Here is a 25,887-nt window from a genome sequence, read left to right as displayed (position 1 = left end):
ATGACGGTATCTGCATCAACTCGACAACTTAAGCAAGATGACGCGAAGTTAAATCAACGCATACGTCAACGTCTTAAACTGAATCGCATACTTAAGTATGTACTCTTAGGCTGTACTCTAGTCGGCTTGCTCGTCCTAGCTGTGTTGATTATCGATACTTTGGTAAAAGGAACGAGTCATCTCAACTTACATTTCTTAACATCGTTCTCTTCCTCTACGCCAAGTATGGCTGGGATTAAAGGCGCTCTAGTTGGAACGATGTGGTTGATGATTACGATTATTCCCATTTCAATCATTCTCGGCGTGGGGACAGCGATTTATTTAGAAGAATACGCACGTGACAATACATTCACGCATATTATTAAAATTAGTATTTCAAACTTAGCAGGCGTTCCTTCCGTCGTCTTCGGTTTACTCGGTCTGACAATCTTCGTTAGAGGTATGGGAATCGAAGCGCTTGGATTAGGTAACTCGATAATTGCTGCGGCACTAACGATGTCATTACTTATCTTGCCGATTATCATTGTTGCAAGCCAAGAGGCGATTCGTGCGGTCCCTCAATCGATGCGCGACGCTTCATATGGTTTAGGCGCAACGCAATGGCAAACAATTCGTCGCGTTGTTCTACCTGCTGCACTACCAGGTATCTTAACTGGCTTTATATTAGCTTTATCGCGTGCATTAGGAGAGACTGCACCACTCATTCTCATTGGTATTCCAACTGTCTTGTTGTCGCTACCATCTAGTATATTCGATCAATTCCAAGCTTTACCAATGCAGATTTATAACTGGGCGAAACTACCGCAAGCTGAATTCCAGAATGTCGCTTCAGCCGGTATTATCGTCTTGCTCATCATCTTACTGTTAATGAATGCGATAGCCATCTTTTTACGTAATAAGTTTAGTAAAAAATTTTAGGGGAGTGTAACTATGTCTCAACTTTTACAAGAAAGAAAAAATACCAAGGTCGCACAACGACTTTCAGACTTCAATCAAACAGAAGCCCAACCATCATCAAAAAATATCGTTTATTCCACACAAAATTTAGATTTATGGTACGGCGATTATCACGCTTTAAAAAACATCAGTTTAGATATTGAAGAAAATACAATCACCGCGATCATCGGTCCTTCAGGTTGTGGTAAATCAACATATATCAAAGCGTTGAACCGAATGGTCGAACTCGTACCATCTGTTAAGACAGCGGGCAAGATTTACTATCGAGAACAAAATATCTTTGATCGCCAATTACCTGTCGAGAAACTCAGAACGAAAGTAGGAATGGTCTTCCAACATCCTAATCCATTCCCTAAATCGATCTACGACAATGTGACTTACGGTCCTAAGATGCACGGCATCAAAGACAAGAAGACGCTCGATGCCATCGTAGAGAAATCGTTGAAAGATGCTGCAGTGTGGGATGAAGTAAAAGATAAACTTAATCGCAATGCATATAGCTTATCGGGTGGTCAACAGCAACGTGTCTGCATCGCGCGTACACTCGCAATTCAACCTGATGTCATTCTCATGGACGAGCCCACATCTGCACTAGATCCCATTTCAACTTTAAAGATTGAAGAGCTCGTTCAAACATTGAAAGAAGATTACACAATAATTATGGTGACACATAATATGCAACAAGCTGCGCGTGTATCAGACCGTACCGCTTTCTTCCTCAATGGTTACGTTAACGAATATAATGATACGGACACGCTATTCTCACATCCTGTCGACAAAGAGACAGAGGATTACATCTCAGGAAGATTTGGTTAACATGATGACAATTCGTTCACAATACGAAGCAGATATTGATGCTTTACACCATAAGCTGAAACGAATGGGCATGCGTGTTTTTAGCAGTATCACGAGAGCAATTCAATCGCTGAATGATAACGATAAAGCGCGCGCACGCCAAGTGATTGCGAAAGATCAACGCATCAATCAGCTAGAGACGGATATTAATGAAAGTGTCGTGCTGCTTATCTTAAAACAACAACCTGTAGCATCAGATTTAAGATTAGTACTCGCTGCATTAAAGATTGCGAACGAACTTGAGCGAATTGGAGATAACGCTGCGAACATTGCACATATTCGTTTACGCACGCGCATCGATGATGAGTATGTATTGAAACGTTTAGAAGCGATGGGGCAGTTGAGCCTATTGATGTTAGAAGATCTTTATACTGCAAATACAGATAAGGAATTGTCTTTAGTAGAAGAAATTATTCAACGCGACCAAGATATTGATGATCTTTATACACACATTATTAATATTACGTATTTAATCGACAACGATCCTTACGTAGCAGGGCAAGCCCATCTCGCTGCTCGATCTTTAGAACGCATCGGGGATCATATTGGTAATATTGCTGAAAATATTCTTTATTATTACACGGGAGAACTAAATAATTAAGAAGAAAATCCTAGTTCATGCATTGAAATAGTGGAAGAGTCGGAGCGCTAAAGTGATAGCGCGAATTCTCACTAAATGATGAACTAGCATCATTTTTTGGTTGTTTTTAATAAATGATATCGTATTTTACTACTCGCTTAGCCTTCAATATCATCAGTTAGACGTTCAAGCTCATCAACAAGTTCGCCAATGTAAGCGATTGTCTCTTTCAATGGTTGGTCTGTCGTGATATCAATACCTGCAGTTTGAGCTAATTCGATTGGAGATAAGCTACCACCAGCTCTCAATGTCTTCAACCAATCTTGAACGGCTGGTTCGCCTTCATTTTTAATACGTTGTGACATGACCGTACCGATTGTTAAACCAGCTGAGTATGTGTAAGAGTAAAGTCCCATATAGTAATGCGGCTGACGCATCCAAGTGAGCTCCGTACCTTCTGTGAGCTCTACACTATCACCGTAGAATTGTTGATATACGTTGTACATAATACGGTTCAATGTCTGTGCTGTTAACGATTCACCTTGATCAACTCTATTGTATACTTCGCGTTGATAGGCAGCTTCTAGTAAATGTGTCACCATATTATGATAGTACGTACGTGCAATGATAGATCCGATGACCCAGCGTTGGAATTTAGGATCATCATCTTGTTTAAACAGGTAATTTGCCATGAGCATTTCATTCATAGTAGATGGCGCTTCAACGAAATATAATGACGGTTCAGAATCTAAATAAGGTTGAGTGCTTTGTGCAAGTTTAAAGTGACCCGCATGACCTAATTCATGCGCTAATACGAAAGTTTCTGTCATTTTACCTGTCCAGGAGATAAAGATATAAGAGTGTGAAGCGTACGGACTCGCGCAGTAAGCTCCCGTCTCTTTACCCTTATTCTGAGCGAAGTCAATCCAACGATTTCGATAAGCCGTCTGAAGCATATCTACGTAATCGTCACCCATGACACCTAGCGCACCATAGATGTAATCTTTAGATTCTTCAATAGAGATTTCCGGTTCATAGGAAGGGTCTACAGAGACTTTCAAGTCCTCGAAACGCATGTCATCGAGCTGATGGATACGTTTAATCAAACGCGCATATTTTTGCATGATTGGCGCTAAATCTTCCATGATCACGTCGATTTGACGGTCATACATCTCACGCGTCACTTCCTGATCGCTGAGCAAGAAGTCGATGACAGAGTCGTAACCACGCATCGTCGCCTCAATCTTCTGTTGTTGCACATGCATATTATAAGTTGCTGCAGTCGTATGTTGAAACTTTCTTAAACCTTCACTAAAATGTTTGAACGCTTTGCGACGAAATACAGGATCTGGATTATCTTCGTATTCATTTTCAAATGTAGCATAGTCCATTGGCACCGATTTATCTTGATGATTGAAAGGTTCAAAGGTAATATCAAGCATCTTTGTAGTCCCATATAAGTCGAATGCACTATCAAATGTAGGTGACAGACTCGCTAATGTTTCTTCAACTTCTGGACTTAACTGAGACGCTTTTTTCTTTTTCAACTGTTTAAAGTAATGAGGGACGTTCGTTTCCGCAATGAGTTGATCTAACTCTTCGTCTGTTAGTGAAGTCATTTCCGATTCAACGAAAGACAGTTGACTCGTAATTTGACCCAATGTAGTATTGAGTTTCGCATTCAAAGTTTGCGCTGCATCATCCGTTGCATCTACACTTAAACGCAACTCACTATAATTGACCATACTATCGATATCGATGAGCAGTTCAGTAAACGGTGTTAAGATATGTTTCACATCTTGCACGTGTTGAAGCGACCCCTTATATTGTTGATTCAACTGCTTTGCTTTCTCTAATGTCTGATTTAGAGTCTGGTAAAAGGCATCATCAGATTCAAAGACATCTGTGATGTCCCATTTTTCATCTTCCGCAACTTCATGTCGCGCTGGTAAATGATTTCCCATAATCACACGCTCCTTTAATACGCTTTAGTTCACATTATACACGATTACTGAGTAAGAGACTGTTCATGCGATTTCTTTAGGAAAAGTTATTTATGATAAGAGGGGCAGTTTTTACTAAGCTGCTTTTACTAAAAGGGAGATTCGTTGGGCAGAGAATGGATGATTGAGATATGAGACGAAAGGGAAGGCGGATAATAACTATTAATTCACAATCATTGTAAAATAAGCTAAACTAAAGTAACGATTGAACTAGAAAGGTTAGATACTCATGACAATCTTTGATATGCCGAACTACATGACCTATACGATTATCGGTATGGTCGTACTCACATTATTATGCAATTTCGCACTTAATAAGTGGTTTACACCAGCCGTGATTACATTCGTTGTACTCGGCGTCGTAGCATTCTTTATTCCTAACTTTGTAGACATTTCATATGAACCTTTATTAGGCTATGCAGCTTTCCTAGCTGTAGTCAGTTTAGTTATCAGTTTCTTAAGTTGGTTCACAACGCGCAATTGGCGTAAAAAACGTCGCGAGAAGAAACGCGAGAAAGAGATTCGCAAACGAGGCGGTATTCCGAAAGAAGACATTGAAGCGTACCAACAAGAGAGACCAACAGCTAGACGTAATGAGCCTGAAGAAGACAATAACACGCTAAGCCGCGTGAAAAGAAACGAATATGATAGATAAAGTGTATAAGACTTCTATTTCGTAATTTTTACGATTTAGAAGTCTTTTCAGTTATATATGTAATGAAAGCTTTTTTAGATTTTTAAACATCCAAACTGAAAGCTTTATCTCCAATATCAAATATAAAGTTGAGTTACATTTATATAATTAATTAAGATTCTGTCTTAATTTAGATAACCTGCATGTAGCATGTTGATGATGAATTATAGTGAATCATTTTGATATTATGACAGCAAGTTTAGAATTAACTAGAGATAGAAAAAAAGCGAAAATATAGAACTCATGTAGTAATTAGTAATAACTTAGCAAAAAGAAATGCTTCATTTAGTCGGATATTTCCAATTACTACATGAAAATACTCTAAACCAACAAAAAATTTGCATAACCGTACTTAAACTTGAAATTCGCTTATATTAATGACGAGATTGAAATTACTAAGGAATATCATAATACAATGTGTGTAAGATCTAACTTCAGATGCAATGACAATTTGTAGTAAGCTAAAGTTCTGACTTCAAAAACACTAATATAAGCTTGATAGGTTATAAGAGGCAGATGAAATCGTCCCTTTTTAGAAATATAGACAACTTCCTATAATATATATTATGTAAACTAGAACGTAAACTTAAATATCTCAAGCTTAATCATGTATATATAATCTGTTTTCTACAGTATCCATGTTGCTATATATCTTACAATGATATTTAACTAACTCGCATTTATTCATACGTTCATACTCATTAATACTTAACACCTTAACAACTTAGATTCAAATTTAGCTATTACTTATGATATGTACATTACTTAAAGTTAATTAATTATTGAGCTTATCGTTTAGCATTATTGAACATGATTAGATCACAATTCTACATATCAATTTTAGTCATCATTGCAGTACGTTTCTAGCATAATAGCTTTTACCATTAGATTTGCTATTAATCTTCTTCATACGGAATATTGGAATTATTATTTGTTGGTTAATTATTAATCTTGTATTGAAATTTGCACTCACATGGATAATAGGTCACTATTATGAATTTCGATGCAAATGAAAGCGTCTCTCAGCGTCCTAAATGATGATTATTTTCTCTAGTTCAATTTTTATAACACTTAAATCGTAATAGTTACTATTAATCATTTCTAGCAACACAGTTCTTATATTAAATAACTCTTTAGGTTTACATAACATAAATATGGTTCGATTACTATGTGTTAAATCTACTTATACCATGATTTTAATTGCTCAAATTTGTCGTAAATTTTATGATTCTTTCCAAGCTTTTAAAAGATTAACGATACTTACGTACGTGTATTTATATTTTCGTTTAAATGAACCAATTCATTCCATATCACTATCATTGAATATTTTACCTTCGCTCATATGCTCTCATGTACTCATTCTTTTAACGATTCTTATTTAATATGCTCATTGGTAATCTATACCAATTATATTGAGTTCATACAGTAAATTAATAAAGTTCATATTAAGATAAGCTCATACTTTAACAAATATAGAACACGATAAGCAAATATATTTTATATCAATATTATTTATATAATAATTTAAAGCAAGATTGAATAATTGCGTATCCATGCTATAATTTAAGTGAGGGATGTATGGTACATAAGTACTACTACATTACCCTCAGTGCTTACTAAAAGGTCTCACAAACTTTTGGTACACAATACCCACCCTAGATTTATAAAAAGCCGATGAGCACCTACGCTCACCGGCTTCCTATTTGTCTTATTTACCTATTTTTTGTCGAATATTATTTAAAGTATTAAATACGCGATATTTCATCTTCTTAATTGGTTTGTAGAAATCTCCAATTAACTCTTCAATTTGTACGTTAAATCCACGTTTAAAGCGATAAACTCCGTAGTCTTCGCTATCTTCTGTAAAGTCCCCAGATAAACCATAGAAATTATAACGAGTATATCCATGTTCTAAGCAATAGTTAATCATGTACCAATGCATCATATATGGACCCATGTATTGGTTATATTTCTCTGAAGAACCTCCGGAGAAATAGTTCACTTCATAACTGTTTGCAAAGAAGACACCAGAAGCAAGATTCAAGATAGAACCATCCGTCTGTCTTAATTCACTCGCATTTAATAATTCTTTCTTGTCATGGGCGATTTGTTTATCAAACTCAGCAATTTTCTTCAATTGTTTATCTGATTTGTTGTCTTTTTGCATAATTTGATCGCGGCGATTCTCTTTATCATTAATCTCGCCTTGAATATGCTCAATATATTCGTCTAAATCGATATAAGCAAGAGGAACGAGCACTTTATCACCATATGTATCGATAAAGTTATAGAAATATTCATCTGTTTTAGATGCAAAGCCTGCTCGTGCTTCTGTTTCTCGATATAAATCTAAGAAGATAGGGAACTCATCACGTGATAAGAAACGCACTTTAATACCATATTTTATCGCTTTATTGATGTTTCGTTTACGTTGACTATCAAACTTTTTCTTTAAAGAAGATGGTGTCTGATTCTCTAAATCTAATACACCCATCCATCTAACTTGGCTTAAACTATCATATTGTGTTGTGAAACCATGATGCGTGTAGCCATGCGATTTAAAGAGCGTTACAAGCGCATCATTCGGCGTACGGTCTGGGAAAGGTTTAATATCTTTATCATAAATTTGATAAATCCAGTACGGATCAAGTTTCACATAGAGGCAGTTATGCTTTTGCAAATATTGATCTAAGCCTTTTAAATAGAAATCCACTAAACCTAAATCATCATAATCCATCACAGGACCACGGTTAGAATAATAGACATAGCTACCCATCGTCGGAATCTTTGAGAAAAGGCTCGCTGCAATCACTTGTTGATTGTCATCTTTCACACCAAGTAATACCACGTCAAAGCCATCAGACTCACGTGTGTCAATGTTCTCTTTCACTTGGAAATAATGACTTTCTAAAGCTGGATTTTGAACGAAACTTTCATATTCTTGAACCGTTAACTCTGTAAAATTCATATTACTTTGTCCTTTCTTAATGAAATTAGGATTTAGTTACTTTATCTTTTAACTTTTTCAATGCTGTATAAACTTTATACATCGGTTTATTGACAGGTTTAATGAAATCTCCGACATATTCGACGACGTCAGCATTAAATCCTTTTTTAAAACGCACAACGCCAGCATCTTCAGCATCTTCGGAGAAATCACCACTGATGCCGTAGAAGTTGTAACGATTAATACCGTGATCTAAAGCATAGTTAATCATGTGCCACTGAATTGCATAGCTACCTGCAAAGTGTCTAAACTCGTTGGCTGTTCCACCTGCGTAGTAAACCACTTCAAATGGATTAATGATGAAGAAACCAGCTGAAATTGGTAATTCAACACCATGCTGCTCACGTAATTGACGCGCTTCATCAATCTTCTGTTGGTTCGCATCGAGTTGCTGTTCTAAATTCGCTTTCTTGTTGTGAGATTTCTTATTATCTGGACGTTTTTCAAGATCTTTCAACGCTTTGTTGAGATCTTTCTGCAATTTCTGACGTTCGGACTCGAGCTCTTCGATGTATTCGTCAAAGTTGATATAAGCAAGAGGTACGAGAGCGCGATCTTGATAATATTTCAAACGATTATAGTAGAAGCTATCATCACGATCATCGAAGTCTTTCTTCTCAGATGTATCTTCCATGAAGGAACGGAAGATTGGTAGTTCGTCTGAATCGAGCATGCGCACTTTCACGCCGTTCTTCTGTACTTTTTTAGTATTACGTTTACGTAAGCTATCCATATCTTTCAAGACATCTTTCGCCGTTTTACCAGTCAAATCAAGTACTGAGTGATGACGAATTTGAATCACTGGATCAAAGCCAGTTAAGAAACCTTGATGACGATAGCCTAAGTAGTTCATCGTATCAAAGATCCAATCATGACCCGCGTTATCTAATACGTTACCATCGTGGTCTAGATATTGATATGCCATGTATGGATCCACTCTGAGATAGAGACAACGATGTTTCTTCACATATTTACTTAACTCGTTAAAGAAATAGTAAACGAGCTCTTTATTATCATAATCTATGACAGGTCCACGGTTAGAGTAGAAATACTTGAAGAATTTCATCACGGGAACGGCTGTTAACAAGCAAGCAGCAATCACATTATTGTTATTGTCTTTAACACCAACTAAGTGTGTTTCTGTGCCTTCCGCAATCTTCAAATTATAGTTACCCACCATTTGAGTAAAATGACTGTCGGGCATTTGATCAACAAAGGAACCAAACTCTGTTGCTGTTAAATTTGTAAATTTCATTTATCTAACCTCTTCTTACTTCAATATTATTCTACATCTTACTTCGATATAAGTTATGTATACAATTTCAATCTTGCTCATTATACAATAATCGTTTTTAAAACTAAAATAATTCGGCGAGTGTGTCGCCGGTAAAAACTTATTCAAACAATTATCTTTACCCCTATTATAACATTTCAATGATAGCTGTATAATAAAGCAATTTAAACATTTCCACTTTCCATAATATATGTACTAAGTGATATTTATATTCATTTTACGCTACGACTTATTAAATATAGGTTATGTCAAACTGTTGTAAGCACAATAAAGAACTTCCAACAGTCGTTCAATCATCACCTTACTTAGTGGAACTGACTGTTGAAAGTCTATACGAGTTGTTTTACACTAACTACTTCTTCTATTTTAACAATGCATCGCGTAATGCTTCGCCAACTGCTTGACTAGATTGTGGGTTCTGACCCGTAATCAGTTGGCCATCAGTTTCAACATGTGATGAGAAAGCTTCTGCAGCTTTAAAGTTTGCACCTAAGTCTTCAAGAGCAGTTTGCGTAAGGAACGGTACTTGCTCTTCAAAGCCCATCTGACGTTCTTCCTCATCAGTAAACGAAGTCATCGTCATATTATTAATTAAGCTATTGCCTTGCTTATCTTTCGCACCTACAAATGCACTTGGTCCGTGACACACGGATGCAATAAACTTACTATCTTCTTTAAAGGATAGCAATATATCTGAGAGTTGAGGATTGTTCGCAAAATCAAAGACTGTGCCATGACCACCTGGTAGATAAATGGCGTCGTACTCTGCTGTATTGACGAGATCCAGTGCAGGTACATCTTGAATCAAATCAACAAACTGCTTGTAAGTTTCAAGTTCATTATTTTGAGTTGAGTTATCATCAATCGGCACTTCTCCACCTTCTATAGATACCACATCAACATCGATATCAGCTTCAGTTAAGACTTGATATGGCACACTCGCTTCTTCCAACCATAGTCCTGTCTGTGTACCATCAGGAAATTGACTCGTACTTGTCAAGACGAATAATACTTTTTTAGTCATACTGACACTCCTCGTTATAGCTTTTTCGAAATCCACTATCAGTCTACCCGCTCTTGACGTTGGACAATCTTTTCAAAGATAAAAAGTATAATGCACGTTCGAAATAGAGTAGTCGAATTACGAATCAAGCGCGTCTCGGATCGATGTTAAATATGCAGAAATTGTGGCACGGTCTTGAGATGCAAAACGTCGTACAATCTCACTTCCGATGACGACGCCATCAGCCACACTGCCAATATCTCGAACATGTTCAGGGGTACGTATTCCGAAACCGGCAACTACAGGTACAGACGTGTAGGACTTCAAGCGCTGAATTGTCGCTTTAACATCAGGATGGAACGTCCCATCTTCACCTGTCGTCGCATTCATCGTCACGGTGTATATGAACCCTTATGCCTGCTCCGCGATACGTTTCACACGCTCATCTGAGGCTGTCATCGCGATAAGCGAAATCAACTTAACTTGGCGTTCTGGATGACGTCGCTTCATCTCATCAATCAATTCAAATGGCAAGTCTGGAATAATTAAACCGTACACACCTGCTTCTTCACAGGCATTGAAAAATTCAGTTTCACCATAATGATGAATAATATTATAGTACGTCATTAATACGTAACGACCATTCAACTCATCACGATGCTGCTTGAGTTCTTGTAGTATCTTTTCTGCCGTCATACCTTCAGCAATCGCTTTATTACCTGCTTCCATAATTGTTGGCCGATCAGCTACAGGATCTGAGAATGGGATACCAATTTCAATGATATCTGCGCCATGTTCTTGTAATAACTTCAGATTAGAGATAAAGGATTTGTCACCCATGATATAAGGAATAAAATATTTACTCATCTTGGTCCCCTCCTTCTGTTGACAAATATGAACGTATCGATTCCATATCTTTATCGCCACGTCCAGAAACTGTAACGACGATGATTTCACCTCGTCTCATCGTCGGTGCTAAACGTTCAACATAACTTAACGCGTGCGCACTTTCTATAGCTGGTATAATACCTTCAGCACGTGTGAATCGTTTCAGGGCTTGCATCGCTTCATCGTCTGTCGCTGTCTCATACGTCACACGTCCTAAATCGTGATAGTACGAATGTTCAGGGCCCACACCTGGATAATCGAGTCCTGCCGAAATCGAGTGTGCTAATTGTACTTGCCCATGCTTGTCTTGTAATAAATACATACGAGCACCGTGTAATACGCCTGGTGTGCCTTTGTTTAATGCAAGTGCGTGTTTCTGAGAGTCCACACCCTTTCCAGCCGCTTCAACGCCATACAATTTCACATCATCTAACACGAATGGATAGAATGTACCTGCCGCATTTGATCCGCCTCCAATGCAAGCAACTACGGCATCTGGTAAGCGCCCTTCTTTGTCTACGATTTGCGTTTTAATCTCTTGGCCTATGACACTTTGAAAGTCTCTAACCATCGTTGGGAATGGATCAGGTCCCATAACTGAACCAAGTAGATAATGTGTATCTTCTACATGACTGACCCAGTATTGCAACGCCTTGTTGACTGCATCCGAGAGAGTACCTTGCCCTTCCTCAACAGAGACTACCTTCGCACCTAACAACTCCATACGAAAGACGTTTAATGCTTGGCGTTTGATATCTTCTGAGCCCATAAAGACGACGAGTTCCATATCAAAGAGTGCTGCCACTGTCGCACTCGCTACACCGTGTTGTCCTGCACCTGTTTCTGCTACGAGCTTATTCTTGCCCATGCGTCGTGCGAGTAGCGCTTGCCCTAATGCATTGTTAATCTTATGCGCACCTGTGTGATTAAGGTCTTCACGCTTTAAATAAATCTTAGCGCCACCTAACGATTCAGTATACGATTTCGCATACGTTAACGGTGTCGTACGTCCAACATAATCCGTGAGTAAATCTTTAAGTTCTTCTTGGAACGCTGGATCCTCTTTAGCCTCCTTATAAGCTTGCTTCAACTCTTGGATTGCTGGCATTAACGTTTCGGGTACGTATTGCCCTCCATATTCTCCGAAGAATCCTAATTCATCCGCTTCTGTTTGAATCTCTTGCTTAAATTGATTTGCCATGCTTTGTCACTCCTTTAACGCTTTCGATAATGCGTATCATTTTATCTAAATCTTTACGTCCTTCAGTTTCAATCCCACTAGCGATGTCGTAGCCGTGATGATTCAAATCCATTTGCTTGATAGTTTGAATATGGTCGTAGTTAAGCCCACCCGCTATCATAAAAGGGACATCGTGAATACCATGTAAGATTTCCCAATCATACGTTTGTCCTGTACCTCCGTAATCTTGTGAGGGTGTGTCGATAATCAATTCATCAACCTGATTAATGTAATAATCCAGTCGCGTCTGCAACTCTTCATGATTATGCGCGCTTAAAGCTTTAATAATACGTAAATCAGGATGATGTTCTCGTATATATTGAATGATTTCTAACGGTTCGTTCCCGTGAAGTTGCAGCGTCGTCATCGGTGTCTTGGTAGCTAAATCATCAATTGTAGCTCGAGAAGGATTCACTACTACGACGACCTTCTCCATCGTTACTGGAAGGGGCTGCATTAATTCGTTAATCTTAGATATAGGGAGATGTCACTTACTGTTGGGATAGTGAATGAATCCCACCGCATCTACGTTGAGTTGTTTCACTTTCTCGATATCTTCTTTTCTCGTAAAACCACAGAATTTCAGCTTCATCATTTCACCTTTTCTAACTTAAGACTCGGTAGGAACTTACTTAAGTCGTCGCATTTCATCAGTGCTTCGCCTATTAATAATCCATCTATACCTGATGGCATAATTTGTTCAACATCTTCGCGAGAATGAATACCACTTTCAGAGATATAAAGTAACCCTGATTGTTTGTCTTGTAAGATTTGATTCGTATGTTCGACATCAGTAATAAATGTACGCAAATCACGGTTATTGACACCAATCAGCTCAGGTTGAAGTTGGTGCGCACGTGCCAACTCTGCTTGATCGTGCACTTCTACGAGTACGTCTAAACCTTGCTGGGTCGCGTATTGGTAAAGTGAGGCTAACGTTTCATCAGATAAGATATTAACGATGAGTAAGATCATCGATGCTCCAGCGCGTTTCGCGACGTCAATTTGTAACGGATCAATGATGAAATCTTTACAAAGCACTGGTAAAGATGTCTGCATTGTTAAATTCTGAAGGCGTTCGAAACTACCACCAAAGTAGCGCTCATCAGTTAGCACTGAAATCGCACTCGCTCCGTAGCGTTCATAATCTTTCACCTGTTGCCCTAAATCTTTCTTAAGTATTTGATTTAACGATGGGCTCGTTGACTTAATTTCAGCGATAATACCTAATTGTTCACTTTGTTTAAGCTGCTCAATGTAACTTTGCTTATGCGAGACATCGACAACATCGAGTTGGTTTAATTGTTCTTGATAATATCCTTCTGCTAACAACGCTTGTTTATATTCAACGATTTCATCCAATATAGTCATGAACTTCTCCTTTCATACTTTGATACTGGTCGTATGCTTTGCCACTTTGAATTAATGTACGCGCCAGTTCGACTCCTTCTCGAATCGTTTCGGCTTTTTCGGCTACATACAACGCCAATCCTGCATTCAACAACACTACCTCATATTTAGCTGAATCATCTTCTCCTCGTAAAATGCGTTCCGAAATTTGTAGATTATCAAGCCGCGTTCCTCCGACGAGCTCAGTATTGTTTGCTGAATGTAGACCTACATCTTCGGCGTTTAAAGTATAATGGGTAATGCCTTGATCTCGATTCACTTCATAAATGATATTTTCACCTGATAAAGTCGCTTCATCCATGCCACCAGCTCCATGAACGACGATAGCTCGACGACGTCCTAAATCATGTAAAGTCTGCGCAATATGTGGTAAACGTTCCGCATCATAGACACCCATCACTTGATAGTCGAGTTGGAATGGATTAATAATCGGACCGATAATATTAAAAACGGTGGGTGTATCAATCATTTTACGGACAGGTTGAATATGCTTCATCACCGGAAATGTCTCCGTCGCGCTTAGGAAGGCTAAATGCGTTTCCTGAAGCTGCGCTGGTGTTTGAGCTACTGGTGTAGTATTGATCGCCATGGCCGCTAGTAAATCTGTGCTGCCTGAAGCGGATGTGATACTCTTGTTGCCATGTTTAATCACTGGAACACCCGCACTCGCCACGATAAACGAGACTGTCGTGGAAATATTGAAACTGTTAGATCGGTCCCCGCCCGTACCACATACACACATGCCATCAGGATAATAAGGTTGTGGATCATACATTGTGTGTATAAGTGCGCGCGATAAATAAGTTAATTCTTTCTGACTATAATCCTTATTTGAAAAGGCTTGTAAATAATTTCGTTTCTCCTCATTACCAACATCTGGTGAAATCAATAACGCTACAAAGTCGTTAATTTCACTCTGAGTCAGTGCTTGTTGCTGTTGAAGTTTTAACTTTAACGCCACGGTGTGTCGCCTCCTTACAAATATCTAAGAAATTTAATATGACTTGTTCACCATATTCGGTCGCAAAGGATTCTGGATGAAACTGTACGCCATAATGAGGATATGACTGATGTTCAAATGCTTGTATACAATCACTCGTTTGTGCTGTGATAGTGAGTTCTTTAGGAAAAGATTTCGGGTTGCTCACTAAAGAGTGATAGCGCATAATATCAGAATATTGTGTAATATTTCGTAATAACTTTGATTCTTCTAGTATTTCCATCTGATCCACTCTGCCATGTAAGATATCGGACCCTTGTATGACTTCGCCACCGTAGTAACACGTCAAAGCTTGTGCTCCTAAACACACACCAAGTATTGGTACATGAGGAAATAAAAGAATCAACTTCATCAACTCCGGATAGTCCATGGGATGCCCTGGTCCAGGAGAGATAATAATACCTTCAATGTTCAATACTACTAATTGATTAAAAGATATTTGATCGACATAAGTTAATTTGACTTTACGATGTTGTTCCACGATATCAACTAAGTTATAAGTAAACGAGTCATAATTATCGATGATTAGAATCATGGTGTCACCTCCAATAAACTTTTCGCTTTCATTTGTGTTTCTTCATATTCTTTTTCAGGAACCGAATCGTAAACGACTCCGCAGCCCGCTTCTACATTCACCTTTCCTACGTCAACAATCATCGTACGAATCGCTAGCGCGAAATCTAGTTCATGATTACAGTTGATGTAACCTATACCTCCGCTATAAATCCCCCGTTTCTTTGGCGTCGTTTCATAAATTCGTTGAATTGCTCTTAACTTTGGCGCTCCAGAAACTGTACCTGTTGGCAATAGACTCGTTATGATTTCCATCGGTGATAAATCATCAAGCTCACCTGAAATTTCACTAACGATATGCATGACATGTTCGTAACGCTCAATCATCATTAACTTATGCACTTTAGAAGTTCCTGGTCGAGATACACGATGTATATCATTTCGTCCAAGATCAACAAGCATGCGATGTTCACTTAATTCTTTCTCATCTGAGAGAAGTTGTTCTGCTAATGCTTGATCTTCTTCTTCCGTTGCGCCACGCCGAATCGTTGCAGCAATCGGGTTCGTATAGACGCGATTATTCTTCACTTTCACGAAACTTTCCGGAGAACTACCAACCACAATCGTATTGCCCATGCTGAGATAATACATATAGGGACTCGGATTTTGTCTTTTTAAATTCTGATACATTTGGAAAGTCAATGGGAAACGTTGCTCACCGAAATCGTGTGCATAACTGTAAATAATCGATGGCACAACTTGGAACATATCTCCTTTACTAATGAGTTTCTTGAATTTTCTTACATTTTCAATAAAATTCTTTTTAGAAATATTGCCACTAACAACTTTATCTTGTGATGTCTCAAACGGAATCGTTTCACTAAATACAGGTATATTTTTTAAATTACCCTTTTGCGTTTGAACACGTTTTTCCAGTTCAGCTTCATTTACATTTGAGAACATATTAGAAGCAATAATATAAAGTTCTTCTTTGTAGTGATCAAACACCAACACATCTTCCACCATGTAGAAATGCAAATCATGATGTTGATGGTCTGCTAATTCGATATTTTGCAACTTAGGAAATTCATGTCTTACTAGGTCAAAGCTACACGACCCGATAAACCCTGAGATAAACGGGAGTTGTTTAAGTATTTCATCATCAATTGTTACTTTATATTCATTTAAGAAATACTTTAGAAATTGATATGGTTGATCCAAATTTACCTGCATAATATTTGGGCCGGTCGCCTTAAATTCCTCATTATCTAATGTGAGTTCCCCACAAACATCAAGAACGACGATGGAGTAGCGTCCCTTTGTTTGTGAATTATCCGCACTTTCTAAGATAATCTTCTTCTTTGTTGTCCTTGCTATCGCCTCTGGCGTAACATCCGCTTTTACTTTCTCATAATAGACTTCCATCAATAATCCTCCTTTATTTATCAACAAATATTAAAAAAACTAGCATCCTCCATAAAGGACGCTAGTCGCGCGGTACCACCTTAATTAGCAAAACACCTCGATGCTTCACTCACTCAAATTACTATTTAATTACTTCAATAAGACCCAATTTCTGTATGAAAGTGTGTCAGTTCTCATCAACCACTGACTTTCTGTCACTACAACATTTCATACGTACTACATCTTATTTGCACTAAAACTAAAAAACCACGATAACACAGACCTATAAGGACGCGTTACCGTGGTGCCACCTTAGTTAACAAACTTAATTGTTCACTTTACGAAAGTATATTCAATCTTGTTACTCAAAGCCCAATTCATGATATGCGACGTGCTAATTTCCATCTACCATTAGCTTTCTGAAACTACGTACTGCATTCACTACTACATCTCTGAGTCAGTAGTATTAAAAGTAATTACTTAGTATCATACTTGGATGAAACATTTTTGTCAATCACTTTTTTTATTTTTCAGTCATTGATGACATACAATAAGCTTCTAATAGCGCTTGTGTTGCTTTGAGTGAATCGATATGTGTACGTTCCATCGCATGAGAAGATTCAATACCTGCACCAAATAAAGCATGACGTACATCAGCACCTGCACGTAATGCTGCAGAGGCATCTGACCCATAATACGGATAGATATCAATTTGATACGGGATATTTTGTTGATCACATAATGATACTAAATGATCTGTTAAACGTTTATGATAAGGGCCTGATGAATCTTTAGCACAGATTGAAACAGTATATTCATCTGAACTTTGACCATCTCCAAGTGCGCCCATATCGAAAGCGATAAATTCTTCAATTTCAGGAGCTATGGATGCATTCGCACCGTAACCGATCTCTTCGTTATTCGAAATATAGAATTGTGTTGTATAAGGAAGCTTCAAACCTTTATTATTAATCTTTTTTAGAAACTCAATAATCATTGCCACACTTGCTTTATCATCTAAGTGACGTGATTTAATGAACCCTGATGGTGTTATCTCAGTTCTTGGGTTGAGACTCACGAAATTTCCTACTTGAATACCTAAGCGTTTTGTTTCTTCTTCAGATGTTACCTTTTCATCTATTCTCACTTCCATATGTTCTTGATCGCGAGGAATCTTATCATTATCACGATATACATGAACACTTGTTTCATGAAGACAAATAGTGCCAGAATATGTTTCTCCATTACGCGTTTCTATTTCGCAGTATTCTCCTTCAAGTGCGTTATAGCTATATCCACCTATGAGAGACAAAGCTAAACGCCCATCATCTTTAATCTCTTTTACCATTGCTCCTAATGTGTCTACATGAGCTGTTATACATCGTTGTCTTTCTTTTTCATCTCCATCAACAGTAATAATTAGTGCACCTTTATTCGTAGTTTGCGTAGAAAATCCTAGTTCTTGAGCTATATTTTCTACATAAGCTATCGCTTTGTATGCGTTGCCAGAAGGACTCGGAATAGCTGTCAGTTCACTTATCGTCTTTAATATACTTTCTGTCATCGTTAAAATCCCCTTTCGTTACTTTACGATTCTTATTGCTAATTGTAACCTCTTCTTATACAATAATACTATTCTGAATCTTTTGATAGAGGAGTGCTCGGTATGACTCAAATCTTATTTGTAGGTCTAGGTTTAATCGGAGGTAGCTTAGCAAGCAATCTCCACTACTATCATGAAGATCTCATCATTTCAGCCTATGATGCAGATCCAGAACAACTACGTAAAGCGCAATCTATAGGAATTATTGATGAGATAGCCAATCATTATGCTGAGGCTGTCGAACAAGCAGATATTATTATTTATGCCACTCCTGTACAACAAACGATTCACTATTTACGAGAGCTGCCGCAATATCATACCAAACCTTCTTTGATAGTGACTGATACTGGAAGTACTAAAGCTAGTATCATGACATACGAAAGTATGTTGCTCGAAGCGAATATTCATCTTGTTGGCGGACACCCTATGGCTGGTAGTCATAAAACAGGTGTACTCAATTCAAAAAAGCATCTGTTCGAAAATGCGTATTATGTCCTTATTCATCATCTACCTGAGAATCATTCAGCGCATCAAGAGATCGAACAATTATTAAGATTTACTCGTGCAAAAATTATTTCAACCACTGCCGAAGAGCATGATTATATTACGGCCGTGGTCAGTCACGTTCCACATATTATCGCGTCAAGTTTAGTTCATCTAAACGAAAATCATAGTTCTAGTTCTCATTTAATTAAAGAACTCGCAGCAGGTGGTTTCCGAGACTTAACGCGTATCGCTAGTAGTAGTCCAGAAATGTGGCGTGATATCGTTAAAGCGAATAATCAGCACATTCTTGATATTCTACAAGATTGGCAAACACAAATTAATGATGTCATTCGATTAATTAAAAACAATAATCCTAAAGAAGTGTATAGCTTCTTTCAACAAGCCAAGACATATAGAGATCACCTTCCTGCACAAACACGCGGTGCATTGAATCTCGGTTATGACCTTTATGTCGATATCCCTGACGAATCAGGAATGATTAGTAAAGTAACTCATATTCTCAGTTTACATAATATTTCTATCAGTAACCTTAGAATTTTAGAAGTTCGAGAAGATATTATGGGGGCGCTATGTTTAACCTTTAAGACACCGAATGATCGTGAACAAGCTAAAGTAGCTCTGCAAGATTTCGATACTTATCTTCCATAAAATAAAACTATTTCTTTTCCATAGTGAAATGGAACAATAAGCGATTGTTTCATTTCTAGTTACTTGTCTAGAGAGGGACTTCAAATTACAATTCGTCCCTCTTCTCTTTTTTTCTGCTAGAATTTCAACTCTACTTGCTACATCTTGTGGCCTGCCATTAATCCTAAACGACCATGTTTCGTGCCCGCTTCGGTGTAAGACACAGCTTTTGAAACGATGCCCTTTCCGTACTTCTGATGTAGGAAATCAATCGTTTTGGCTAAACGTTCATTTCTTCTTCTTTCATATTCATCAATAAATAGACTCAATTGTCTCTCGCTTTCATTCACAAACTGGGTTAACGAAACACTGAGTGTACGATATAACTCAGTCGGATCGCACAATTGATTCGCAAAATGATTGATCACATTATAGATATCTTTCTCCAAGTTAGTTGGATCATCTAACGTGTATTGTTTATGCACCCCGCCACCATTACTATAGCCAAATGAAAAGTGAATTGTACGAGCCAGTTGTCTTCTATCTCGAATACGGCTTGCTACATCTTCAATCAACTCTCTCATAACAACCTTTGCTTCTTCAAGACGATAATCTCGCATTAAAATTTGACTTTTACAAATAGATGGATTAGTCACTCTATACTTCTCTCGTACTTTGCTATGATCAATACCATTCGCATGTAAATGTAAATCTACCCCTATAACGCCTAAATCTTTCTTCAAATAGCGATATGGATAGCGCGCTAAATCACCTATCGTAAAAATGCCTCGTTTATTTAACTTTGCTTCTGTACGTCTACTGATTCCCCAGAATTCACTAAGCGGTTGGATTGGCCAAAGTTTCTCTGGAATATCATGATAACGCCACTCGGCAATCTTACTAGGATTGTGTTTCGCTTCTACATCCATCGCAATCTTGCTTAATAATATATTCGAACCTATACCTATCGTGCAGTGAATTTGCGTTTCTTCTTTAATCTCTTTCATCAATCTCTCACAGAATGACTGAACTGTACTGTTAAAACGATAATAACTGTCCGTTACATCCATGAAGAATTCGTCGATACTATATTGATGTAAATCTTCTGGAGGTACATATCTTAATGCAATTTTTGAAATTGCTAAAGAGACCTCCAAATATTTACGCATACTAGGATTGATAATGTAGATGTCGTTACGATGAGGTATTTCAAATAATCGCGATCCTGTCTTAATTCCTAATTTCTTCAATTCTGGTGTCGCCGCTAATACTACTGAACCTTGTCTTTTCGTGTCTGCCACTACAGCTAACTTGACTTTCATAGGGTCTAACCCTTTTTGAATACACGCTACACTTGCAAAAAAGCTCTTCTGATCAATACATAGTATATCTCTGTCCTCTAAAAGATTATAATCGTACATCATTCTGCCCTCCTCAGAATAATTCTATTATATAAGAACACCTGTTCCTAATCAAGTGTTTAGAGAACGTTTGTTCTATTTATTTTTTCAGCTACTCACGTGATATAATAGAAACAACGAAGTATAAAGGAGTTGAAAGCTATGCCAATTATCAATGTGAAGCTTATCGAGGGACGTTCAGACGAACAACTTAAAGACTTAGTCACAGAAGTTACGAATGCCGTTGAGAAATCAACAGGCGCAAACAGAGAAGCCATTCATGTCATCATTGAAGAAATGAAGAAAGAACATTATGGCGTTGCAGGAGTTCGAAAATCAGATGAGTAAGTAGAGCGTAGTCCTTAAATACTTTAAATAAAGTTCAATACTACTTATTTTCATTCTGAAGCAACACCATTGGAGATAAATAACATCATAAAAGCCCGTAGATGGTCATTGCGACCACCTACGGGCTTTACTTTAATTCTAAACGAGTAGTTCCAAAGCAACTTCTATTTATTATCTTCTAAGAACTTTCTCGCTTCTTCTTTGTTTTTCTCTTTATCAATCTTCAATGCACTGCCATCCTCTGGCGTTTGTAGATCAGAATAACTTCCTTTAACTGGTAACGTTAAAGTCTTCACATTATGATCGCCACGCACACCAAAGTTTGTACCTGTCTTAATCAATGTACTATCAGACATGTTCGTATTTAAATAACCACGTAGAATACCAGCTACTTTAGGTAACTTGAATAAGGTACTTGGCGTTACTAACTCTTTCTTCAACGCTTGCATCACTTGTTGTTGACGACGCACACGACCGAAGTCGCCTTCCTCATCGTGACGGAAACGTGCATAACCAAGTAATTCTTTACCATTAAGTCGATGGTGTCCTTTCTTCAAGGATACGCCGATGTTTTTAGACATATCTTTCTCAACATCGATAGGCACCCCGTTCGGTTGTAATTCGTCAATCATTTTCTCAAAGCCGGTAAAATCAAGTATCGCGTAGTATTCTGGGTCAATATCGAGATTTTTCTTCAACGACTGACGTAGCAACTCAGGACCACCAATAGAGTATGCAGAGTTAATCTTGTGCTGACCATTGCCAGGAATATCGGCATAGATATCACGCATTACAGACATAATTTTCATCTTCTTATGAATGTAATCGTATTGCGCAATCATGATGGAGTCTGTTCTTGAAATACCACCCTGTTCTTTATCAGCACCAAGAATCATTATTGTAGCTTTACCATCATTTTTAACTGCGCCATTAAATTTATGCATCTTCAACGATTTCCCCTGTTTCTTTGCATAGTTAATACCAGAGTTATAACCGTGAATCGCATATCCAACAAACGCCGCAAGAATAATCACGAGCGCAAGTATGATAAATGGTAGCTTTCTTAGTTTTTTCTTCTTCTTTTTACGATGTAGCGATTGCTTTTGTCGATCACTACTGCGTCTGAGTTCTTCATTATTTCTTTTGTGTTCGTCCATATTACCAACCTTATATCTTCAAAATTACGAATCAATATATTATAATTAGCACATATTTAAGTTATATAAAAAGAGATTAAAAATCAAGTGATTTCTTAATAAATACAGCTAAGGACTGAGAATGGAGTGACATAAATATGAATTTACAAGAAGCATATTTTGCTGGAGGCTGTTTCTGGTGTATGGTACAGCCTTTTGACACACACGATGGAATCGAACAAGTTGTGTCAGGTTATATGGGTGGACATGTCGAAAATCCAACCTATCAAGAAATCAAACGCGGACATACTGGTCATATGGAAACAGTAAAGATTATTTACGATGCTGACCGCTTCTCCTACGAGAAACTGCTATCCATCTTCTTCTCAGTCATCGATCCAACTGATGCTGAAGGACAGTATCAAGACCGGGGTTCACAGTATCGCACGGCTATCTTTTACTCTGATGAACATCAACAACAACTTGCAGCGCAATTTCTACAAGATATGGCGCACACTATAGACAGTGATAAAGCGATTGCTACGAAATTACTTCCTGCATCAGAATTCTATGAAGCGGATGAGTCTCATCAGATGTTTTATAAAAGGAATCCTGAGCGTTATGCGCAACAGCACGCTGAAAGAGAAGCTTATAAACAAGCTCATATGAACGACTAAATTGCTAAAAAGGTTATGCGCCCAATTCGGCCGCATAACCTCTTTTTATTATTTACGTATTGCTCTGACCACTCGCACCATGCTCAACCATAGAGAATTGTGCTTACGATACACGATAAATCTCGGCTTCCACAATGGTTTAAATTTCTCTTTGTACCGTCTTAAACCTTGGAAGCGGTACAAACCATTAAAGTGTTCGAACACGCGTCCTGCAATCTTCTCTCCAGTAAACGCAAATGAAGCTTGTCCGACATTCGATAACGTCGCCATACCCATATTAAAGTGTCTATAACCTTTCTCTTGTGCCCAAAGTAAGATATTTAGATATAACACATCCATTAATGGCAAATCCGTCTCAGAACCCCAGCGAATGAGATCGACAGATAAAGTATCTTCATAATACGTTGGCATTAAATTGCAGAACGCAATAATTTTATTTTCCGCATTTTTAATTACTGCAATAGGTGCTTGAGATAAATAGAATTCGTCAAACGATCCTACTGAGAACGCCATTTCCTTTCTTCCATCTAGCCACTCATCACTAATATGTCGAAGCGCTTTAACGAACTCAGTATCAAACGGAAGTTCTACCACTTCGAAACTCATATTCAAATCTTTAAACTTATTCATTGTTGCACGTAGCCCACGATTCTTTTTACCTGACATCGTGAATTGCGTTAAATCAATGATCGCCTCTTCACCTAGTTTAAAGAACTGATTTCCAAAGCTGTGATAGAGCGATAAATATCGATCTGTAACTTGATAGAATATCACGTCATAACCAAGATAGTGTGCATGCTTATAGAACTGCTCAAGCATAGCATAGTAGCTCTGCGGATTTCCTATCGGATCACCGAGAACGATATAAGCATTGTGTTTCTGTTTATACATGATAAACGCATCTTCCGCTTCTGATAGATAAAAGTCTTTGTCGCCACTGTAAATTAAATGGCTGAGATAATGACCTCCATACTCATCGATAATCGCTTCACATTGAGATAACGAATCCTGATCATGAGGCAAAGTAGTCTTGCGTTCAAAATACCAAACGATTGCGCCAACGATAAGAATGACAAAGAACAGCGTAATCCAGAAGTAATATCTGAGTAACGACGTATTCGCCTCAATGTGGTACATATCTAAAGTATAGAAAAAGTGTGCAATCCATACATGATTAAGATAAAGTGCGAGACCACTCACAATAATACTTCCAATTAATTTACCAACACGTAATGGTCGTTTTAATACTAAAGCACCACGATAAAGGACAATGAGTAATATTAAGATAACGATTAGCCATAGCAACGAAATATAAGATGCATACGTCCAAAATGTCACGCCAATAATGAGAATAATAGAGACGATTTCGAACAAGATAGCCCTTTTAGACAAAGCAAAGACCCCTAAAATATTGAGTAAGATCAATAGACAAGCAGTCGTATGAATCGCTACCAGAATATAATAAAACGAATGATCTTTACTATATAAACCGTCATCGATAATGTTGACGTTATTAATAAAGAAGAAGATAGACGTAAAGATCAGCAATAAGCTCATTGATAACGCGGGAATACGTTGTTTAACGTCTTTCTGAAACGACATGAGAAAGGCCGTAATTTCACGTGCTGGCATCAAGCGATCCGATTCTTCAAGATATCTCTTCGCCGATCCACCAAATTCAAAGATTGAGAGAATCAAAGCGACGAGTACTGGGAAGAAATAATATGCGAATCGATAAAGTAACAGCGCTAACACGACTTTATCCTCACTCACACCAATCGCTTTAAGACCAAGTAGCATCACGAGATCAAATGCACCTAGCCCTCCCGGAATAAAGCTGATTAAGCCTGAAAGTGATGCGATGATAAATATTCCCATATAAGTAGAATAGTGTGTATCAATATTAACGACTTTCATAGCCATGAATAAGACGCCAGAAGCGGCCATCCATTCGAGACTCGAAATGAGTGTGCAATAAACCCCTGCAAACTTATTATTACCTTGCACCGGCTTGATGATGGTCACAATGACGAAGATCGGTAAAAATAATGCTACCAAATACAATAGCCAATGAATCCACGGAAATGGTGTAAACACATTGGAAACATTAAAGACGTGACACACCACGAGTATCGATAGTAAACTCAAACCGGTCAACATTGATAAGAGAATGATTGAAATGGTATGTATGAGTTCCTTGTAACGCGTAGTGTATTGCTTGTAGACAAGAAAGCGAGCGCTCGCTCCGATAAATCCACCAAAGCCAATCAAAGCGTTAAAGGCATTGATGATATAACCTACACGTAATGTACGCCAAATCGAAATATTTAACTTTAGAATCTTAGTTAAAGCAACATCATATAGCGATAGCAAGATCACAGCAGCGCCACCGCTAAAGAAGAGTGTGATTAAACTCATGCGATCCGTCTTACTAAAGGTTAATATGACATCTTTAGGATCGATGTGCTTTAACTCATTATATAAAGAATAAATCACGATAATAAATAAGATTAAAGCGAAACAAAATTTAAGAATAGAAAATAGTTTGTTTTTACGTTGTTTAGAAGCTTGTGTCATAGTCATCCTCAATTCTTAATGTCTAATTAGTAAGCTATGAAGAATATAGCATATTGTAGTTAAAGATGATACACATAAGATAAGATAGTTATCATTTCTTAAAAAATACTCACTTTGTATAGAATTGTATGATATACCGTGATAAGTATTGCACTCCATAAATA

19 protein-coding genes and 3 pseudogenes are annotated in these 25,887 nt (G+C 37.8%); 7 read left to right on the top strand and 15 right to left on the bottom strand.

Annotated features, from left to right (window positions below):
- The 3 genes from pstA to phoU are packed head-to-tail and all read left to right on the top strand — an operon-like array spanning window position 1 to window position 2,413.
- Window positions 1-918: a phosphate ABC transporter permease PstA gene (gene pstA / locus CD039_RS04085; RefSeq protein ID WP_103371234.1), complete on the top strand. Its 918-nt coding sequence runs from the start codon at window positions 1-3 to the stop codon at window positions 916-918.
- A 12-nt stretch (window positions 919-930) separates the two neighbouring features.
- Entirely contained in the window at window positions 931-1,773 is an 843-nt protein-coding gene (gene pstB, locus CD039_RS04080; protein WP_103371233.1) for a phosphate ABC transporter ATP-binding protein PstB, read from the top strand.
- A 1-nt stretch (window position 1,774) separates the two neighbouring features.
- Window positions 1,775-2,413, top strand: coding sequence for a phosphate signaling complex protein PhoU (gene phoU / locus CD039_RS04075; RefSeq protein WP_103371232.1), 639 nt, complete (start codon window positions 1,775-1,777; stop codon window positions 2,411-2,413).
- 137 nt (window positions 2,414-2,550) lie between these two features.
- Here phoU and pepF read toward each other — a convergent pair whose 3' ends face one another.
- The gene (gene pepF, locus CD039_RS04070; RefSeq protein WP_103371231.1) at window positions 2,551-4,356 is read right to left on the bottom strand and encodes an oligoendopeptidase F; all 1,806 of its coding nucleotides are present in this window, start codon (window positions 4,354-4,356) and stop codon (window positions 2,551-2,553) included.
- A gap of 268 nt (window positions 4,357-4,624) precedes the next feature.
- Between pepF and CD039_RS04065 the strand changes: the two are divergent.
- Window positions 4,625-4,930, top strand: a pseudogene (locus CD039_RS04065) (hypothetical protein); the annotation flags it as partial.
- A 1,867-nt stretch (window positions 4,931-6,797) separates the two neighbouring features.
- Here the strand turns inward: CD039_RS04065 and CD039_RS04060 are convergent.
- The 11 genes and pseudogenes from CD039_RS04060 to CD039_RS04010 all read right to left on the bottom strand — a co-directional run bounded on the left by CD039_RS04060 (window position 6,798) and on the right by CD039_RS04010 (window position 18,412).
- Window positions 6,798-8,057, bottom strand: coding sequence for an aminoacyltransferase (locus CD039_RS04060; RefSeq protein ID WP_103371230.1), 1,260 nt, complete (start codon window positions 8,055-8,057; stop codon window positions 6,798-6,800).
- A gap of 25 nt (window positions 8,058-8,082) precedes the next feature.
- Window positions 8,083-9,351 carry an aminoacyltransferase gene (locus tag CD039_RS04055; RefSeq protein ID WP_103371229.1) on the bottom strand — a complete coding sequence of 423 codons (1,269 nt, stop codon included), beginning with the start codon at window positions 9,349-9,351 and terminating at the stop codon, window positions 8,083-8,085.
- Window positions 9,352-9,751: 400 nt separating this feature from the next.
- On the bottom strand, window positions 9,752-10,414 hold the full coding sequence (locus CD039_RS04050; protein WP_103371228.1) for a type 1 glutamine amidotransferase domain-containing protein: 663 nt from the start codon (window positions 10,412-10,414) through the stop codon (window positions 9,752-9,754).
- Window positions 10,415-10,531: 117 nt separating this feature from the next.
- A pseudogene (trpA, locus tag CD039_RS04045) lies at window positions 10,532-11,260 on the bottom strand (tryptophan synthase subunit alpha).
- The gene (trpB, locus tag CD039_RS04040) at window positions 11,253-12,482 is read right to left on the bottom strand and encodes a tryptophan synthase subunit beta (RefSeq protein ID WP_103371227.1); all 1,230 of its coding nucleotides are present in this window, start codon (window positions 12,480-12,482) and stop codon (window positions 11,253-11,255) included. Before trpB ends, trpA begins: the two are co-directional and overlap by 8 nt.
- A pseudogene (locus CD039_RS04035) lies at window positions 12,466-13,113 on the bottom strand (phosphoribosylanthranilate isomerase). Before CD039_RS04035 ends, trpB begins: the two are co-directional and overlap by 17 nt.
- Entirely contained in the window at window positions 13,113-13,892 is a 780-nt protein-coding gene (gene trpC / locus CD039_RS04030; protein ID WP_103371226.1) for an indole-3-glycerol phosphate synthase TrpC, read from the bottom strand. The pseudogene CD039_RS04035 and the gene trpC overlap by 1 nt, the downstream one beginning before the upstream one ends.
- Entirely contained in the window at window positions 13,876-14,892 is a 1,017-nt protein-coding gene (trpD, locus tag CD039_RS04025; protein ID WP_103371225.1) for an anthranilate phosphoribosyltransferase, read from the bottom strand. Before trpD ends, trpC begins: the two co-directional genes overlap by 17 nt.
- Complete coding sequence (locus CD039_RS04020) at window positions 14,843-15,466, bottom strand: anthranilate synthase component II (protein WP_103371224.1); 624 nt, start codon at window positions 15,464-15,466, stop codon at window positions 14,843-14,845. The genes trpD and CD039_RS04020 overlap by 50 nt, the downstream gene beginning before the upstream one ends.
- On the bottom strand, window positions 15,463-16,869 hold the full coding sequence (locus CD039_RS04015; protein ID WP_103371223.1) for an anthranilate synthase component I: 1,407 nt from the start codon (window positions 16,867-16,869) through the stop codon (window positions 15,463-15,465). The genes CD039_RS04020 and CD039_RS04015 overlap by 4 nt, the downstream gene beginning before the upstream one ends.
- 502 nt (window positions 16,870-17,371) lie before the next feature.
- The gene (locus CD039_RS04010) at window positions 17,372-18,412 is read right to left on the bottom strand and encodes a M42 family metallopeptidase (RefSeq protein ID WP_103371222.1); all 1,041 of its coding nucleotides are present in this window, start codon (window positions 18,410-18,412) and stop codon (window positions 17,372-17,374) included.
- A gap of 102 nt (window positions 18,413-18,514) precedes the next feature.
- On the opposite strand from CD039_RS04010, the gene CD039_RS04005 reads away from it, so the two are divergent.
- Window positions 18,515-19,606, top strand: coding sequence for a prephenate dehydrogenase (locus tag CD039_RS04005; protein WP_103371221.1), 1,092 nt, complete (start codon window positions 18,515-18,517; stop codon window positions 19,604-19,606).
- Between the two features lie 137 nt (window positions 19,607-19,743).
- Here the strand turns inward: CD039_RS04005 and CD039_RS04000 are convergent, their stop codons facing one another.
- On the bottom strand, window positions 19,744-21,006 hold the full coding sequence (locus CD039_RS04000; RefSeq protein WP_103371220.1) for a Y-family DNA polymerase: 1,263 nt from the start codon (window positions 21,004-21,006) through the stop codon (window positions 19,744-19,746).
- A 141-nt stretch (window positions 21,007-21,147) separates the two neighbouring features.
- On the opposite strand from CD039_RS04000, the gene CD039_RS03995 reads away from it, so the two are divergent.
- Window positions 21,148-21,333 (top strand): 2-hydroxymuconate tautomerase, encoded by a 186-nt coding sequence (locus CD039_RS03995; protein ID WP_002472067.1) that lies wholly within the window; start codon window positions 21,148-21,150, stop codon window positions 21,331-21,333.
- 164 nt (window positions 21,334-21,497) lie between these two features.
- Here CD039_RS03995 and CD039_RS03990 read toward each other — a convergent pair whose 3' ends face one another.
- Entirely contained in the window at window positions 21,498-22,490 is a 993-nt protein-coding gene (locus tag CD039_RS03990; protein ID WP_103371219.1) for an LCP family protein, read from the bottom strand.
- Window positions 22,491-22,627: 137 nt separating this feature from the next.
- Between CD039_RS03990 and msrA the strand changes: the two genes are divergently transcribed.
- Window positions 22,628-23,146: a peptide-methionine (S)-S-oxide reductase MsrA gene (gene msrA / locus CD039_RS03985; RefSeq protein WP_103371218.1), complete on the top strand. Its 519-nt coding sequence runs from the start codon at window positions 22,628-22,630 to the stop codon at window positions 23,144-23,146.
- Between the two features lie 48 nt (window positions 23,147-23,194).
- On the opposite strand, the gene mprF is transcribed toward msrA, so the two are convergent.
- A complete protein-coding gene (mprF, locus tag CD039_RS03980) occupies window positions 23,195-25,723 on the bottom strand; it encodes a bifunctional lysylphosphatidylglycerol flippase/synthetase MprF (RefSeq protein ID WP_103371217.1) in 2,529 nt (842 codons plus the stop codon).
- Window positions 25,724-25,887 lie beyond the last annotated feature (164 nt).

It is taken from the genome of Staphylococcus argensis, assembly GCF_002902305.1.
GTDB lineage: Bacteria > Bacillota > Bacilli > Staphylococcales > Staphylococcaceae > Staphylococcus > Staphylococcus argensis.
This window is presented reverse-complemented; position numbering and strand designations above follow the sequence as displayed.